General features: G+C 59.5%; 12 protein-coding genes. 9 read left to right on the forward strand and 3 right to left on the reverse strand.

Translation table 11 applies throughout. The annotated features are described in order from the left end of the window. Positions 1-89: 89 nt before the first annotated feature. Complete coding sequence (gene rsfS / locus ARCT_RS0120990) at positions 90-521, reverse strand: ribosome silencing factor (protein WP_205855540.1); 432 nt, start codon at positions 519-521, stop codon at positions 90-92. 239 nt (positions 522-760) lie between these two features. Here rsfS and ARCT_RS27670 point away from each other — a divergent pair, with 239 nt between their 5' ends. The 5 genes from ARCT_RS27670 to ARCT_RS0121015 all read left to right on the forward strand — a co-directional run bounded on the left by ARCT_RS27670 (position 761) and on the right by ARCT_RS0121015 (position 5,380). Continuing rightward, the gene (locus tag ARCT_RS27670) at positions 761-859 is read left to right on the forward strand and encodes an isopropylmalate isomerase (RefSeq protein ID WP_240476354.1); all 99 of its coding nucleotides are present in this window, start codon (positions 761-763) and stop codon (positions 857-859) included. A gap of 57 nt (positions 860-916) precedes the next feature. Continuing rightward, entirely contained in the window at positions 917-2,323 is a 1,407-nt protein-coding gene (leuC, locus tag ARCT_RS0120995) for a 3-isopropylmalate dehydratase large subunit (RefSeq protein ID WP_027241836.1), read from the forward strand. 13 nt (positions 2,324-2,336) lie between these two features. Then, the gene (gene leuD / locus ARCT_RS0121000; RefSeq protein WP_027241837.1) at positions 2,337-2,942 is read left to right on the forward strand and encodes a 3-isopropylmalate dehydratase small subunit; all 606 of its coding nucleotides are present in this window, start codon (positions 2,337-2,339) and stop codon (positions 2,940-2,942) included. Positions 2,943-3,437: 495 nt separating this feature from the next. Continuing rightward, positions 3,438-4,271, forward strand: coding sequence for a hypothetical protein (locus ARCT_RS0121010; protein WP_027241839.1), 834 nt, complete (start codon positions 3,438-3,440; stop codon positions 4,269-4,271). 29 nt (positions 4,272-4,300) lie between these two features. Further along, complete coding sequence (locus ARCT_RS0121015) at positions 4,301-5,380, forward strand: endonuclease/exonuclease/phosphatase family protein (protein WP_051360930.1); 1,080 nt, start codon at positions 4,301-4,303, stop codon at positions 5,378-5,380. Here the strand turns inward: ARCT_RS0121015 and ARCT_RS0121020 are convergent. Further along, a complete protein-coding gene (locus tag ARCT_RS0121020) occupies positions 5,377-6,282 on the reverse strand; it encodes a Rossmann-fold NAD(P)-binding domain-containing protein (RefSeq protein WP_027241841.1) in 906 nt (301 codons plus the stop codon). The genes ARCT_RS0121015 and ARCT_RS0121020 overlap by 4 nt on opposite strands. 95 nt (positions 6,283-6,377) lie before the next feature. Between ARCT_RS0121020 and ARCT_RS0121025 the strand changes: the two genes are divergently transcribed. After that, on the forward strand, positions 6,378-7,328 hold the full coding sequence (locus tag ARCT_RS0121025) for a LysR family transcriptional regulator (protein ID WP_027241842.1): 951 nt from the start codon (positions 6,378-6,380) through the stop codon (positions 7,326-7,328). Between the two features lie 30 nt (positions 7,329-7,358). After that, positions 7,359-8,462 carry a 3-isopropylmalate dehydrogenase gene (leuB, locus tag ARCT_RS0121030; protein ID WP_027241843.1) on the forward strand — a complete coding sequence of 368 codons (1,104 nt, stop codon included), beginning with the start codon at positions 7,359-7,361 and terminating at the stop codon, positions 8,460-8,462. A gap of 112 nt (positions 8,463-8,574) precedes the next feature. On the opposite strand, the gene ARCT_RS0121035 is transcribed toward leuB, so the two are convergent. Then, entirely contained in the window at positions 8,575-10,161 is a 1,587-nt protein-coding gene (locus ARCT_RS0121035; protein ID WP_027241844.1) for a Na/Pi cotransporter family protein, read from the reverse strand. 279 nt (positions 10,162-10,440) lie between these two features. Here ARCT_RS0121035 and ARCT_RS26665 point away from each other — a divergent pair, with 279 nt between their 5' ends. Beyond that, positions 10,441-12,360, forward strand: coding sequence for a glycosyltransferase family 2 protein (locus ARCT_RS26665; protein WP_036785252.1), 1,920 nt, complete (start codon positions 10,441-10,443; stop codon positions 12,358-12,360). Positions 12,361-12,422: 62 nt separating this feature from the next. Continuing rightward, entirely contained in the window at positions 12,423-16,580 is a 4,158-nt protein-coding gene (locus tag ARCT_RS27270; RefSeq protein WP_084300914.1) for a glycosyltransferase family 2 protein, read from the forward strand. Positions 16,581-16,628: the final 48 nt, after the last annotated feature.

A 16,628-nucleotide genomic window follows, 5' to 3' on the forward strand; every position in this document is an offset into this window, starting at 1 on the left:
CGAACAATGGCACGTAAGGAATACCCCTTAGTGGCAAGACAGAGATGGCACCAAAAGCGGCGCCACCTCTCGGCGGTCTAAGCCGCAGCTTAGGTCTCACTCTGACCTGGGGTCACGCCGGGCTGCCAGAGCTTTTCGATCTGGTAGAACTCGCGCACTTCCGGGCGAAACAGATGCACAATCACATCGCCGGTATCAATCAAGACCCAATCGCCGGTGTCGCGGCCTTCAACCTTGCTGAGAATGCCATACTCTTGCTTCAGGCGATCAGTCAGCTTTTCTGCGATACCCGCCACCTGACGGCTCGAACGGCCCGTCGCAATGACCATAAAATCGGCGATCGCCGTCTTGCCGCGCAAATCAATTTGCACGACGTCTTCGGCTTTGTCATCATCCAGAGAGCTCAGGATCCGCTCCAGCAATACCACATTGGTTGGGCGGCTCTTGGCAGCACTCTCGGCTGCCTCGCTAGCAGCGGCAGCAGCCGCTTGAGGTTCGGTCGACAGAACACTGTCCTCCATAAGGCGCGCCGACCCTCCCCCGGCGCTGGGGATATGCTAAAAATAGCAATTCCCGCGCCAGATTTCAATAAATGCGGCAACGGGTCTCGAATCATCGACACTCTCTGCCTGATCTGCGGCCCCACCGAAAGAGGGAAGGCATCATATTTACAGGGATTCAAAGGAAAGATTGCCCAGTTTACGGCGATCTCGCCAAGCGGACCCTTGATCGCCCGCCCGCCCCCCTGTATCTGACGCACATGACCCTCGTATTGGCCCAGACTATTGAGTTGCAAGATCGCGCCCGCCTGCGCGAGCGATTCTATGGTGCCGCCCGCACGGTCCTGGCGCGCCTATAAGGCCGCAGCCCAAGCCCAAAGCCAGCTATATACACCTGAAAATACGGGAGAGGACACATGTCCCCCAAAACGCTCTATGACAAGATCTGGGATGCGCATGTTGCGCATGAAGCAGAGGACGGCACCTGCCTTCTTTATATCGACCGCCACCTGGTTCACGAAGTGACCAGCCCGCAGGCCTTTGAAGGTCTGCGCCTGGCCGGCCGCAAGGTGCATGCGCCAGATAAAACCATCGCGGTGCCGGATCACAACGTACCAACCACAGCGGGCCGTGAAGACCCCGCGCAGATGACGGCCGAAAGCCGCATCCAGGTCGAGGCGCTTGACAAGAACGCCCGTGAATTTGGCGTGCACTACTACCCAGTCTCTGACGTGCGCCAGGGTATCGTGCACATCGTTGGCCCCGAACAGGGCTGGACACTGCCCGGCATGACCGTGGTTTGCGGCGACAGCCACACCGCCACCCATGGGGCCTTTGGTGCCCTGGCCCATGGTATCGGCACCTCCGAGGTGGAGCATGTGCTGGCCACCCAGACCCTGATCCAGAAAAAGTCGCTCAACATGAAGGTTGAGATCACCGGCAAGCTCAGCCCTGGCGTCACCGCCAAGGACCTCACCTTGGCCGTGATCGGTGAAACCGGTACCGGTGGCGGCACTGGCTATGTCATCGAATACTGTGGCGAAGCCATCCGCAACCTGTCGATGGAAGGTCGCATGACCGTCTGCAACATGGCTATCGAAGGCGGCGCCCGCGCTGGTCTGATTGCGCCAGATGAGACCACCTACGCCTATGTCAACGGTCGTCCCCATGCCCCCAAAGGCGCCCAGTGGGAAGCCGCGCTGAACTGGTGGAAGACACTTTACACCGACGAAAACGCTCATTTTGACAAGGTTGTCACCCTGCGCGGTGAAGACATCCAGCCGGTTGTGACCTGGGGCACCTCGCCCGAGGACGTGCTGCCGATCACTGGTGTGGTGCCAAACCCAGAAGACTTTGAAGGTGGCAAGGTTGAAGCCGCGCGTCGTTCGATCGAATATATGGGTCTGACCCCTGGTCAAAAACTGACCGACATCGAGATCGACACCGTCTTCATCGGCTCCTGCACCAATGGCCGCATCGAAGATTTCCGCGCCGTGGCTGAGGTGGTCAAAGGCAAGAAGATCAAAGAAGGCATGCGTGCCATGATCGTTCCTGGCTCTGGCCTGGTGCGGGCCCAAGCCGAAGAAGAAGGTCTGGCGGATATCTTCCGCGAGGCCGGCTTTGAATGGCGTCTTGCGGGCTGTTCCATGTGTCTGGCGATGAACCCCGATCAGCTGTCCGAAGGTGAGCGCTGCGCCGCCACTTCGAACCGCAATTTTGAGGGACGTCAGGGCTACAAGGGACGTACCCATCTGGTGTCCCCAGCCATGGCTGCCGCAGCTGCCCTCACCGGCAAGCTGACCGACATTCGTGATTTGATCTGAAGGAGCGAGACAGATGGAAAAGTTTCAAAAACTCACCGGCATCGCCGCACCTATGCCTTTGGTCAACATCGACACCGATATGATCATCCCCAAGGTGTTCCTGAAGTCGATTGCGCGAACAGGCTTTGGCAAGAATCTGTTCGACGAGATGCGCTATAATCGCGACGGCACCGAAATTGCTGATTTTGTGCTGAACAAACCGCAGTATCGCAACGCCGAGATCCTGGTGGCCGGCGACAACTTTGGCTGTGGCTCTTCGCGCGAACACGCGCCTTGGGCGATTGCAGATTTTGGCATCAAATGTGTGGTCTCGACCTCCTTTGCCGATATCTTCTTCAACAACTGCTTCAAGAACGGCATCCTGCCAGTTGTTCTGCCACAAGAGCAGGTCGACCTGTTGATGAAAGACGCGGAAAAGGGCGCCAACGCCCGCATGACCGTGGATCTTGAAGCCCAGGAAATCACCACCTCGGACGGTGACGTGATCAAGTTCGAGGTTGATAGCTTCAAGAAGCAATGCCTGCTGGAAGGGCTGGATGACATCGGCCAAACCCTGCAAAAGCAAAGCGCGGTTCAGACCTATGAAGGCAAGATGGCGCAGGAACGTCCCTGGGTCTAACGGTCTTGGTTCCAACCATGCGCGCCTGTAGGCGGCGTAAATAAAAATAGGATAAAGCCGCTCCAGCACTCTGGGGCGGCTTTGTTCGTCCGGGCCACACCTTTGGAGCAAAGCCCGGCTGTTGAAAGTTCTGGCCGCGCAACCTGAGCGCAAATCAAGACAAGCCCGCCACAAATCTGCCGCATTCTGGCGCCTGTGACGCAGCCGCCCCAGTTGCAAATCAGATTGGGGGTCGAAAGCCCTGCAACCACAATATCTGGTATAAGCTTGGCAAGTTGCTGATAGGCTTGGTCAAAATTGATGTATTCTCGCATCAGGCCCCATGGCTTTCTTAAGGAAAATCAAATTTCCGCAATTGGAAACTTGAGCCAGGCCGCCGATCCATGCAGAAATGGGGCAAAATTGAGGCGCGCATTCTGGGCAGTCCAGGATGCATCAAGTTGGAACAAGGGCACGGCAAAGTACCGTCCAGTCCAGTTTGAAGGGAAAAAAGCAGTGTTTGCTCGCATATCAGGCGCGGCAGCTCGTGGTGTATTGGTTGCATTGCTGATTGCAATGCCGTCGATGTTACTGCCGGTTTCTGCCACAGAATCTCCAGAGATCATCGCCCTTATGGCGATCCTTGGCGGAGCTTTGACCTTTGCCGAGTATTTCTCTAACTATCCCAGCTTTGTCGAATTCCGCGAGGCGCCGCCGCTGAACCGAATGCGGTTTGTCGCGGCCTTTGTGATGGTCAGCCTGCTCAGCCTGCTGGCGCGTCATGCGCTGGACCCAACCGGCCTTACCGCACTGGTGCAGAGCCTGGGCACGCAGCTGGGCGAGGCTATGGATTTTGCCTACTCACCGGTGCAATTGACAGTTCTGATGTTGCCGCTGGACACCCCCAGCGAGAGCCTTCACCTAACCCGGAGCGCCGCTGGCATCGCCTATATCGTATCGGCATTGGCGGTCTTGGGCTTTATTGTCGCCATCCGGATCGGCAACTGGCCTGTCGCCAATGGCGCCTTTAATGTCTGGGTGAACCTGCCGCTGTTTGATCCGACCACCGGGGGTGATGTCGTCACCCGGCTACAGCGTGATGGCCGCATCAATATCGTCATCGGTGTGTTGCTGCCCTTCGCCATTCCCGCCACGATCAAGCTCATGTCCGGCCTTATTGATGTCAGCCACCTGACCTCCCCGCAGATGTTGATTTGGGTTATTGCGGCCTGGGCTTTTGTCCCGGCCTCCATGATCATGCGCGGGCTTGCGATGCTGCGGATCGCCGATTTGATCGCGCAGAAACGACGGGCCGTCTACGCCCATGCCGAAGCCCTACAGGCCGCATGATGCCCCGGGCGATATGGAGATATCTCTCCATGTCGCCCTATCGTTTTGTTCTGTTTTGCGTGTTATTCGCCCTTTTGCCCCCGCCGCTTTGGGCACAGGCCGAAACTCTGCGCATTGCCACCTTCAATACCGAGCTGTCCCGCAAGGGGCCGGGTCTGCTGCTGCGCGATATTGAGCGCGGTGAGGATGCGCAGATTGCGGCAGTGATTGCCGTCATTACCAAGGTGCAGCCCGATATTCTGCTATTGCAGGGCATTGACTGGGACCACGGCAATCTGGCGCTCAAGGCGCTGGAGCGACAACTGGCACAGGAAGGGGCGCACTACCCGCATCTCTTTGCCGGTCAGCCCAATGCGGGCCTTGCCACCGATCTTGATCTGGATGGCGATGGCCACTTGGGTGGCCCCGGAGATTCACAGGGCTATGGTGACTATACCGGACGCGGTGGCATGGCGGTACTATCGCGCTACCCCTTGCTGGTGGATGAGCTGGTCGACCTGAGCCCGCTTGTGTGGCGCGACATCCCCGGCGCCAGCCTGCCCCGGCACCCGGATGGCAGCCCCTTCCCGTCGCCGCAGGCGCAGGTGGTCCAGCGCCTGTCCTCCACCGCCCATTGGGTCCTGCCGGTGGCGCTGACAAACGGCGACCGGCTGACGCTCTTGTGTTTTCAAGCCACGCCGCCGCTGTTTGACGGGGTCGAAGACCGCAACGCGTTGCGCAATGCCGATGAGATCCGCCTCTGGCAGGTCTTTCTGGACGGCCAGCTGCCGGCAGAGTTGGCATCACCACCAACCCAGAACTATGTCTTGGCCGGTGGCGCAAACCTGGACCCCGACACAGGCCAGGGCCGCCGCAAAAGCATAGCCAGGCTGCTGCAGGATCCCAGGCTGCAAGACCCGCGCCCCCAGTCGCCGCAGGCCGGAACGCAGACCGTGGATTGGGGCCAAGGGCGCCGCATGCGGGTGGACTACCTGCTGCCCTCGCAGGACTGGCAAATTGCGGCCTCCGGGGTGGCCTGGCCTGACAGCGCCACCTCCCCCGCCGCAATTGCCAGCCGCCACAGGCTGGTCTGGCTGGATATCATCCTGGACGAGACTGCAGGCCGCTAGGCCGCCGCTTCCCTGAGCCCTCTGCCCGCTTGAGGTGCCAGCAGCGCCTTGGGCAGGCAATGTGGCAAGGCCTGCTCTAGCGGCGTCGCTTGAAAATCGGGCAACAGCTGCTGGAGCAAATCCCCGCTGAGGCTATGCGGCGTATCCCAAAGGTAACGCATCTCCAACAGGCAGCGCCCCAGGGGCCAGAATGGGCGGGCCAGCTGCAGGGGAAGCCAGGACATCTGGCTCAGCCTGGCAGGCTGGCCCAGATGCGCATTCACCGCCGCCAGCAACTCATGCCCCGTGAGGGTATAGCCTGCAAAGGGAACATCCACAAAGCGCGGCAGTGCGGCGCGTTTTTCAGCCAGCCCCACCGCGGCCCGGGCCACATCTGGCAGATAGCCCCAGGCATGGGGAATATCCGCCCGCCCCGGATAGATGAACTTCCCTTTGTCCAGCTTCGCTGTGATCATCACATCAAACCAGTTCCCCGACGCCTCGGTATCCAGAAAATCCCCCGAGCGCAGCACGATCACCCGAGCCTTGGAGGCACGATAGGCCGCCTCCATTTCCACCCGGATACGCCCCAGCGGGTTTTGCGCCGCATGCGGGCTCTGCTCGGACCAGGGAAACGGGGTTTGGGGGCCAAAGACGTAGACATTGCCGGGCAGAATGACCGTCGCGCCGCTCATTTCAGCCACCTTGATCACCTGCCGGTGTAGGGTTGGCACCTGTTTTGCCCAATCCGGGTAGGCGGGATTCCAGCTATTTACGATCACATCCACCCCTACAGCGACCTGCGCCAGGTTTTCCGTCCCGCGCCGAAAGCGCTTTACCTGCCATCCGGCCCGTTCAAAGGCATCCGCCGCCGCGCGGCCAAACCGGCCCGAAGCGCCAAGTATGAGAGCTGTTTGTGTCATCGAATCTTCTCCTATCCTGAACACTGACCCGAGTTTTCTCCATTCAATAAAGATATGGCATTGCCAAAATTTTCAGATCTGCCATTCATTATTGAATGAATAATCCACATCTCACCGATTGGTCGCTCGTCCAAAGCTTCCTGGCTGTGGCCGACTGCGGCTCGCTTTCAGCGGCGGCACGCCAGCTGGACCGCAGCCAGCCCACCCTGGGCCGCCACATTCAAAGCCTGGAGGCCAGCCTCAGCCAGCAGCTGTTTGAGCGCCACCCGCGTGGCCTGCGCCTGTCGCAGGCCGGGACCGCGCTGTTGCCCATGGCGCGGGAGATGCAGGCCCAGATGTATCGTTTGTCGCTTCAGGCGGCGGGCCAGTCCGAAGAACTGGCCGGCACCGTCCGGATCACCGCCAGCGTTTTTGCCTCCCACTACCTGTTGCCGCCCATTCTGGCAGATATTCGCCGGGCAGAACCGGGCATTGAGCTGGAGCTGGTGCCGACAGATGAAAGCGAAAATCTGTTGTACCGGGCCGCCGACATTGCCCTGCGCATGTATCGCCCCAGCCAGCTGGATGTGATCACCCAGCATATCGCCGATCTGCCCCTGGGGATTTTTGCCGCCCATGCTTATCTGGCGCGACGCGGCACCCCCCGCAATGCAGCGGAGCTGTGGCAACATGATCTGGTTGGCTATGACAGCAACGCGTTGATCCTGAACACCATGCGGGCGATGGGATGGCAGGTTGATCGCAGTACCTTTGCCATGCGCTGTGACAATCAGGCGACCTACTGGCAACTGGTGCGGGCCGGATGCGGCATCGGCTTTTGCCAAAGCGATGTCGCCCGCGCCGATGACACCGTGGCAGAGCTGGATCTGGGCGTCGAAATCCCGCCCCTGCCGGTCTGGCTCACCACCCATAGCGCCATGCGGGAAACCCCCCGCATCCGGCGGGTATGGTCGCTGCTGGCAAAAGGCCTGAAAATGGCCGGTAAATCGGCGCTTTCACCTTTGAAATCAGGGGCTGTTATTGACCCTGAGGCCCCAGAGGAGTAGGCCGTTGCCAACTGTTTTTAGGAGGCACATATGTCCAATCCATCGATTCTGATTCTGCCCGGCGACGGTATCGGCCCAGAGGTCATGACCGAGGTTCGTAAAGTCATCACCTGGTTTGGTGAAGCCCGCGACATTCAGTTCGATGTGAGCGAAGATCTGGTTGGTGGCGCCGCCTATGACAAACATGGCGTCCCTCTGGCGGATGAGACCATGGCACGCGCGCAGGAGGTGGACGCGGTTCTGCTCGGCGCGGTTGGTGGCCCCGCCTATGACGATCTGGATTTCTCGGTCAAGCCTGAGCGCGGATTGCTGCGCCTGCGCAAGGAAATGGATCTCTATGCCAACCTGCGTCCGGCGCAGTGCTTTGACGCGCTGGCCGATTTTTCCTCGCTGAAGCGTGACATTGTGGCCGGTCTGGACATCATGATCCTGCGCGAGCTGACCTCGGGCGTCTATTTTGGCGAACCTCGCGGCATCTTTGAAGAAGGCAACGAGCGCGTTGGCATCAACACCCAGCGCTATACCGAATCTGAGATCGAACGCGCCGCCCGCTCGGCCTTTGAACTGGCGATGCGCCGCAACAAAAAGGTCTGCTCGATGGAGAAGGCCAACGTCATGGAAAGCGGCATCCTGTGGCGCGAAGTGGCCACCCGTGTTGGCAAGGACTACCCCGAGGTAGAGCTGTCCCACATGTATGCCGACAACGGCGCCATGCAGCTGGTACGGGCGCCAAAACAGTTTGACGTCATCCTGACCGACAACCTGTTTGGCGACATCCTGTCGGACTGCGCCGCGATGCTGACCGGCAGCCTGGGCATGCTGCCCTCGGCCAGTCTTGGCGCGCCGATGGCCAATGGCCGCCCCAAGGCGATGTACGAACCGGTGCACGGCTCAGCCCCTGACATCGCCGGTCAGGGCAAGGCAAACCCAATCGCCTGTATCCTCAGCTTTGCCATGGCGCTGCGCTACAGCTTTGACATGGGGGCCGAGGCCGACCGTCTGGAAAACGCTATCGAAAAAGTGCTCTCGGACGGTGCCCGCACCGCAGATCTGCTGGGTGAAGACGGTGTTGACCCGATTTCAACCAGCGAAATGGGCGATGCCGTGGTCGCGGCCCTGCAGGCCAGCCTGTAATCCTATTGCCAATGGCGAGCGCCTGATGGGCGCTCCCTTTGGAACCGCATTTGAAACCAAAAAAGAGGGCGGAAACGCCCTCTTTTCTTTTGGAAACAGGTAGTAAATTTGGCTAGGGTGCCGGTCTGGCGACAGGCAAGGCCTCTCTGGCGAGGTGACGATAGTGTTCCAGCCTTTCGAGATGATGCAGGCAACGGGCCAGCCAACGCATTGCATCGGTGTGGGAAAACACCTCGTTCAGATCAAATAGCCCGGCGTGCTCTCCCAGCAGCAAGCCACGGCGATGCCGGTCCTTGCGGTGATTGACCAAAACCGCAAGTCGCTGCAACCGCGCCTGCTCAGTTTCATTGGACAGCCCCTCTATCAGCCGCCTGAGCACCGCTCCGGTGATCACGGCTGGGCGCCGCAGCAGCGGATCCTCATTCAGGACCGATATCCGCCCCGTCTGGCTCAACCGTTCCAGCAGCCGCAACACATGATCCGTCTGGTGCAGCAAGGCTGACAGCCCCGCCTCCTGTTTTGCATGATCCGCGGTCAGGCGAATATCCGCAAGAAAGGCCTCGATCTCGGCCAGCGCGGCGCGGCAGGGGGTCAGCGCTGCAATCCCACGATAGTCCGCCGGGGCCTGAAGGGCAGAGGCCATCGCCCTATAGATCCGATGTTCAAGCACCTCCAGCGCGGCCTGCACCGCCAGGAGCGCCATAGCCGGATCCGACAGCAAGGCCCGGTCCAGGTTGACCAATGACGCCTTGGGGGTCTCTGGCATCAGCCAGCTGATAAACCGCGCAAACTGCGCCGTGATCGGCAGGAACAGCATCGCCCCAACCACATTAAAGCCGGTATGAAACACCAAAATCGCTGTCATGGTATTGCTCCGCTCGGCCAATTCCTGAAGCGCCCCCAGTCCAAACACCAACACAGGTACCGCTATCAGGCTGGTCGCAACATTGAAGAGCAGATTGGCAACCGCAGTCTGCCGCATTGGCCGCGACCCTCCAAGCGAGGCCAGCAAGGCCGTGCAGGTGGTGCCGATATTCATCCCCGCCACAATCGCAACGGCCTGCGTCAGGCTGATGGCACCACTTTGGATCATGACCAGGGCCAGAGCCATTGCCGCCGAAGAGCTTTGCATCACAACCGTCAGCCCAGCGCCCAGGGCTGCAAGGACCAGCAGGCCAAATACGGTGCTGGACGGCAACATCTCGGGGCGCAGGATATCGCCAGCATCCTTCATCCCTGCCTGCATCAGATCAAGACCGATAAGCAAAAGACAGAGCCCCGCCAGCATCCGCCCGGCCCGCGCCCAACCACCCCGCGCCAAAAGGTCCAGCAGGCTGGCCGGAAACAGCAGCGCCATCGCCAGTGTGCCCAGCTTGAGCTTGAAGCCCAGAAGGCTCACCAACCAGCCCGTCGCCGTGGTGCCGATATTGGCCCCATAAATCACCCCAAGCGCCTGCGGCATGGTCAACAGCCCGGCCCCGACAAAGCCAACCGTCATTACCGTTGTCGCACTGGAGGACTGGATCGCGGCGGTGGTCAACCCGCCTGATATGACGCCGGTAAAGGGGGTTGTGGTAAATCTGGTCAGGATTGCCTGTAGCCCGGTGCCGGCCGCTTCGCGCAGGGCCTCGGTCATCACCTTCATCCCCAAAAGGAACATGCCAATTCCGCCGAGAACATAGAACAGTTGCTCTGTCATGCTTCCCCCTTTTCCGCCTCTCCCTATATGCCCAGCAGACCGAACCTGTGCAAGGCGGCGCCAGGGTAGCACCAAGGTTGGGCCAGGGTTGCGTCAAAGCAACCGCAGGGCGAGGGCAGACCGCGAAACGGTCAGAAATCTAGCTGCCTCACCGTTTGTCGGCCCCTGTCATTTAAGAACCTGTCCGCCCTCGCTGCAATTAGGGTTAGTGACAGCACTGCCCCCAGTGCTGTACTAGTGCGCCCGCACAGGCCATTTTTGTAGAAGCTGTTTCATCTAATGCCACACTCCAAACCACGGCCACTCATCTCTGTCATCATTCCGGTCTATGATGTGGCCGACCATGTGGCGGATTGCCTGCGCAGTCTTCAGGCGCAGACCTTAGGTGATTTTGAAGCGCTGGTCATCGACGACGGCTCAACAGACAACAGCGCCTCCATTGCCGAAAAGGTGATTGGACAGGACCCTCGATTTCAACTGATAAGGCAACAAAATCAAGGTCTTTCCGGCGCCCGCAACACTGGATTAGAGCTGGTACAAGGCACCTTTGTTGCCTTTCTCGACAGCGATGACAGACTGGATCCCAACTATCTGTCACGGCTCTGGCAGGCCCTGGAGACAACTGGGGCAGACTGGGTTTCCTGCGGCATCCGCTTTTGCTTTCCCAATGACCAATATATTGATCATTCCGCCATTCACGGTCGCGCAGAGCAGCACAGTTCCGGCCAGATCACCCGCTACCCGCAACACAGCTGGGAAGACGCGATCCCGCATTTTCCCTCTGCCTGGAACAAGCTCTACCGCCGCAGCCTGATCGAAGGGCTGCGCTTTCCGGAAGGCACCTGGTTTGAGGATCACGAGTTCTACTACCAAGCAGCAGCGCGAACCGATCACCTGCTGCATATCGAGGCGCCGCTGTATTTGCAAACACGCCTGCGGCAAGGGCAGATAACTGGCCGCGACAGTGATCGGGTGTTTGAGCAGTTCTCGGTTCTGGATCGCGTCAAACGGCTGATGGACTCTGCTGATCGGCCTGACGCCGAGCGGGCCTTTGAACAGATTACCAGCCGCCTGCTGTTTGAACGCAGCACAGCCCTGCGCGCACCCGAGCGCCGGGCGCGATACGCCAGCGCCTGTGCCGCCTATCTTGAAACCCATAAATTGACCTACACTCCCGATTGGGATCCTCATATCTCCCGGGCCTGGGGGGTGGAAATGGCAGGCACACTGCCGCTGAGCGTGGTGATCCCCTGGGGAGGCAGGGAGAGCGGCCTGCTTCGGGAAAGCCTGCAATCCCTCGCCCGTCAGGGCGCACCTGGGCGGGAAATCCTGATCCTGTGCAGCTCTGACCATGCCTTGGCAGAGGCCAAGGCCATCGCGGAGGAGCACCCAGAAGCGCGGGTCCTGCAGCATACAGGCAGGGGGCTGGGCGCCGCCTGCAATGCCGGGTTACGGGCGGCTCGGGGGCTCTACGTCAATTTTCTTGTTGCCGGAGATACCCTCACGGAAATGGCGCTCCATGATTGGGTTGATGGGTTGTTGACCTCACAGGCTGATTTCGCCGTGTCGGTGTTCCGCCTGGGGCTGGAGGGGAAAGATTACCACTCGTCCTTTTATCAAGATGATACAGTCTCGCTGGACCAGATGGCCGCAGCTGCTTTTACCTTTTCCCCCGAAGCAGCCATCGCGCTGGACGGTCAGGTTTCGCCAAAGCTCTATCGCCGGGCCTTTCTGACAGAGACAGGCCTGCAGTTTGGAACCGGGGCTTTGCCCGGCTGGACCCTGGCTTTGCACGCGGCCCTATTGGCGAAGAAAGCGGCCTATTTCCGGCACTCCGGCTGCAACGTGAACCAATCCAGCGCGGCCCAGGCCCAATACCAGCCCCCGCATCAAGGGAGAGCGGGGTTCCGGCAGGTCCTGCGCTCTTTTGATCAGCTGGCCCTGGATCTCAATCCAACCATGGTGGCACGGCTTCCAAAGGGCTGGCAGAGACGCCTGTTTGCCCGCGCCCTGCGACAGCGGATGGCGCAGCTCAAACCGCCCTGTCGGAATCTGAAGCTGGCGCTATTATCTGCCTCTGCCACCTGGGTCGCCTTTCGCCGTGGGTTGACCCGCGAGCAAACACCTCTAGACCCGGGAGAAGGACGGCGGATCGCGACCTTGCTGAGCATTGAAGCCCGGCTTCGCCGCACGTCCTGAACCACCCCCGCTTTGGGCGGCGGGCAACCGATAAAACACCATATGGGCACATCAAAATCGCCATGCAGTCGTTCTTAGTTCAAGATACCACAGTGTTTCGCTACACGGCGAGGTTCTCACAGTTCCCCTACGCCAATATTTCGTTTTTTGATCGCGAGCAGAAAAATATCCTGTTCCACCTGTCGCTCCGCCAAGAGGACAGCATCTGTGTATGCTGCAAGCGCACCGGAGAGCAGTGGGCCGCAGAAAAAGCGAAGAAACACCCCCTGCCCAAAACCGGGGTTGAGGTGACCATAACCTTTACTCCGCCGCATGTGACTGTCGCGCTGGACGGAAAGAACGTCTTCACCTTTGGGCGCAGCCTGCTGGGCCGCTCCTACCCTAATCTCGATAAGATCAGTTTTGTCAGCTATCAGGGCGGTATCTCCGCTGCTGATGTTGATTTTGGCGATAGCGTCAGTCCAAAACTCGCCCTTGGTGCGCTGAGCCGCAACAATCAGACCCTCTTAAACAAGGGACGGCTGTGCCTAAGCAACCGTTTGGAGCTGCGCGCCCGGCTGAAGGTTCCACCCCAGACTGGCGCCCTGACATTAGACCTCCCCGGAGAGAGCTCTCCGCCAAAGGTCATTCTTTACCCAGACACAGGGAAAAAGGGCAGCCTGGGGAATGGCTCCCAGGTCTCGGATGTCATTGTGCTCTTGCCCGGTCGTGTCTGGCAGGGCCGTGCCCAGGAAGAGGCCCTGGACCTGGGGCTGGTGCATGCGGATGGCAGTGCGGCCTGTCCCCGTCTGCTCCTGACACGGGAAGATTTGGTCAAACAGATCGAACTGATCATTGCGGAAACTGATCTGGGCAGCGACTCCCTGGCCGCCATGCAGGTTTTTGAACATGTTCAGTTTGGCGGGCTCCTGGACCAGCTTTCCAGCCAAAGTCGGGCGAGCCTGGCCAGTGCCCAGCGCTTTTTTGGCCTGAGCGACTATATCAGACCCACCAAAGACATGTCAGAAGAAACCACCAATGCTGCCAAGGCCCCCGAGCTGACACCGCGAGACCCGGTTGTTCAGGCCCACGCGGAGTTTGGCCAGGCAATGTGGCAAAAGCCAGAAAGAGATCCGCTTGAGGTCCTGAGCGCGCTTTTGACTGATCTCCCCAAAAACCTGCACCCCCACCTCTTTCTCGCACTCAGTGAGTTTTTCTGCCACCCCAGCCGCGATTTTGGCGGTTTCCACGGGCTTTTTTGCCGCGAAGGGTTTGGCTCCAGCCTGTCTCCTGAGGCCGGTAACCTTTTTAAAAACTCGGCTCTGCTGCCCTTCCTCTTTCTCGAAGAGCGGCACGATCAGATTTGCCCGACCCTGCGGTCTCTGATTGCCCCAACTGCCGGTTGGATTGTCACGCCGGCCCTGGCCTGGCTCATGCGGCGGACTATTGCAGCAGAAGGGCTAAACGAGAAGACCCGCGAGAATATCCTAAACGCCTATATGGATCTGATCGACAAACAGGCCTCAAACTACTGGGGGCGGGCCCATTGCACCGCGCTTACCGAGGTTGCCGTCCTGTTGCTGCAGCAGCGCCGCAGCTTTGCAGATGATACGCAGCAATTGATCCTGAATTTTGTCATCCGCACCTATGGGCTGTCCCGGCAATTCTGGCATCAGCTTGACGAACAGTTCAGCTACGACACGTCCCCCGAACTCGCCGCTCTGCGGCAGGCCTTTGCAGGTGTCGAAGCCGCCCCCGGCCACTTTGCCACCTCTGCGCCCAAAGATCGACAAGACCGCACAGAACTGGCGCAGGCCCTGGCCTTTTTCCAACCTTACCAGTGTCGCGATCTGCGGCGCGTGCGCCGCGAATTGCTGGGCCCATCCGGGGTTGAGATTGCCCCCGCAAAAGAGCTGAACCACCAGGCCTTGATACGGGCCGACGTTGTGGTCGAAGAGGCCGCCCTGCGGCATATGGCCTTTCCCGGTGCCGAGCCGGTGCACGAGGATCTGGTCCCGGTCACTGCGACAGCCCTGTCCGGTTTTTACCGCGATGTACCGCGGGCGCCCTACTTTAAACTGCAAATTGAGGTCAGCCAGCGACTACAGGCGCTGCTACAGCAGGCCGCTACGCAGCCCGTTTCCCCTGACCAGATTGCGGAACTGGGCACCGATCTGCATCTTTTGTCGGCACGGCGCAGCCAGTTTCTGGGCCTTGGATTCACGCTGGCGCTGCTCCGGGGGCTGTCCCCCTATGCCCAACAGACAGAAGCCATTGCGGCCCTGTTGAAACAGTTGAAATCCCAGATACAGGGGGTGGACGACACAGAGCTGTCAGCGTTCCGCACTGCCACAGCCCCGCGCCTGGCCCTTGTGGCCCTGCGCGATACAGCTGGCACAAAACAGCTGTTTGAAAAGGTCTGTGCAATCCTGCCGACTATTGCAGACGACCTTCCAGCCCCTCGCCCCCTGCCCAAAGCGGCCCCAGATATGGCGGGCTCTCCGCTGTTTGATACCATTGTCACGGTATTCTCCTGCCTGCCCAACCTGAACAGTCGCATCCCGGCGATGCGCAGCGGCTGGCTGGCCCTGCTGGAGGCATTGGGCGTTCCCTATGTGATCATTGTCGGCAACGGCGATGGCAGCAAAGACGGCGATATCGTGCATGTGGACGCGCCTGACAACTACGAAGGTCTGCCGCAAAAGACCCTGGCCACCATTCGCTGGGTTTATGAAAACACCCGCTTTTCCCATCTGCTGAAGATTGACGACGATTGCTTTTTGAACCCGGATGTCTTTTTCCACGGCCAGAGCTATCGAAAATTCGACTATTATGGCCGCATCCTGACACGCCGCCCCGGCGATATGGATCGTTCCTGGCACAATGAAAAATCATCCTCGGATCGGGGACGGCTTGAATTGGACAAGTCGCCTGAGCCTTCGACCTACACGGATGGCGGCACCGGCTATGCGCTCAGCCGTACCGCCATGGCGGCTGCCATCGCCGCAGAAGAAAGCCCCGAAGGGCAGCATCTGATTCAGATGTCCTTTATGGAAGACAAGATGCTGGGGGACCTGCTGGCGCAGCAGGGTATTCACCCTATTGATGAGGACTATCGCACCTCTATTCGCCGCCGTACCTGGGGCAAGGCAACGCCGGTCTCACGTTGGGTCAACAGCTTTGATGCCAGCCGCGCGGCTCCGGTGGCGCTGGTGCATCTGGATGAACACGACAGCCAGGCACAGGCCTGTGACACCCTGGCAGCAGCGACGCTGACACCAAAAAAGATCTGGCCAAGCTATCAGGATGCCGCCCTTGTCTATCAAAGCAATGCGCTGGAATTGATCAGCAGCGAAGAGCGTCTAGACGCCGCGCGTAACGCCGAGGTGGCCGTTGTTGCCTGCATGCATAATGAGATGTTCATGCTGCCGCAGTTCCTGGCCCATTACCGGCGTCTGGGCGTTGACAGCTTTCTGATCGCCGACAATTGCTCTGACGATGGCACCCTGGAGTTCCTGATGGAGCAGCCTGATGTCGCGCTGTTCTCCGTCGATACAGATTACAGCCTGTCGCAGTATGGCGCCGGCTGGCAACAGGCCATGATGGCAGCCTTTCGCACTGGAAAATGGACCCTGATCGCCGACACCGACGAGCTGTTGGTCTGGCAAAAGAACCAGACACAAACCCTGCCGGATCTTCTGAAAACTCCCGAATTCCAGGGGGTGGATGCCGCGCGTATCTTTATGCTCGACATGTACCCCAAAGCGTCATTGGGCAAGGCCACCTTCAAGACCAATCCCTTTGACGAAGCCGGCTATACCGACAGCGACCCCTTTTTGGCCAACTGGACTGGACAGGGTCCGTTTTCCAATATGCCAACCTGGACCAGTGCTGTGCGTCACAGGTTGATTGCCGGATCGCGCACGGATCTGTTTGTCGCCCAGAAAATTGCCTTGCTGAAATATCAGCCCTGGATGCGCCTCTCTGCAGGCTATCACTTCCTGGCCGACGTTCAGCTGTCCAGCCGCGAGCTGATCTTTGGCCATTTCAAATACAATGCCGATTTCCATCGCAAAGCCCAAATCGAAGTGTCGCGACGCCAGCACTTTAACGATGCAGAGGAATACCGGAAGTATCTCGCCCTGATGTCAGAGGGACGCGATGTGATCTACCAGGAGGGGCTCTCTGTGCCCTGGCACCAAGCGTCCTTTGTCAAATCCCGAATAGAAAACAACGGGTAGCCGTAGGGGCAACCCTCAAAAAGCCACGATGATAAATCCAGCGGCACG

This window comes from Pseudophaeobacter arcticus DSM 23566 (assembly GCF_000473205.1).
Classification (GTDB): Bacteria; Pseudomonadota; Alphaproteobacteria; order Rhodobacterales; family Rhodobacteraceae; genus Pseudophaeobacter; species Pseudophaeobacter arcticus.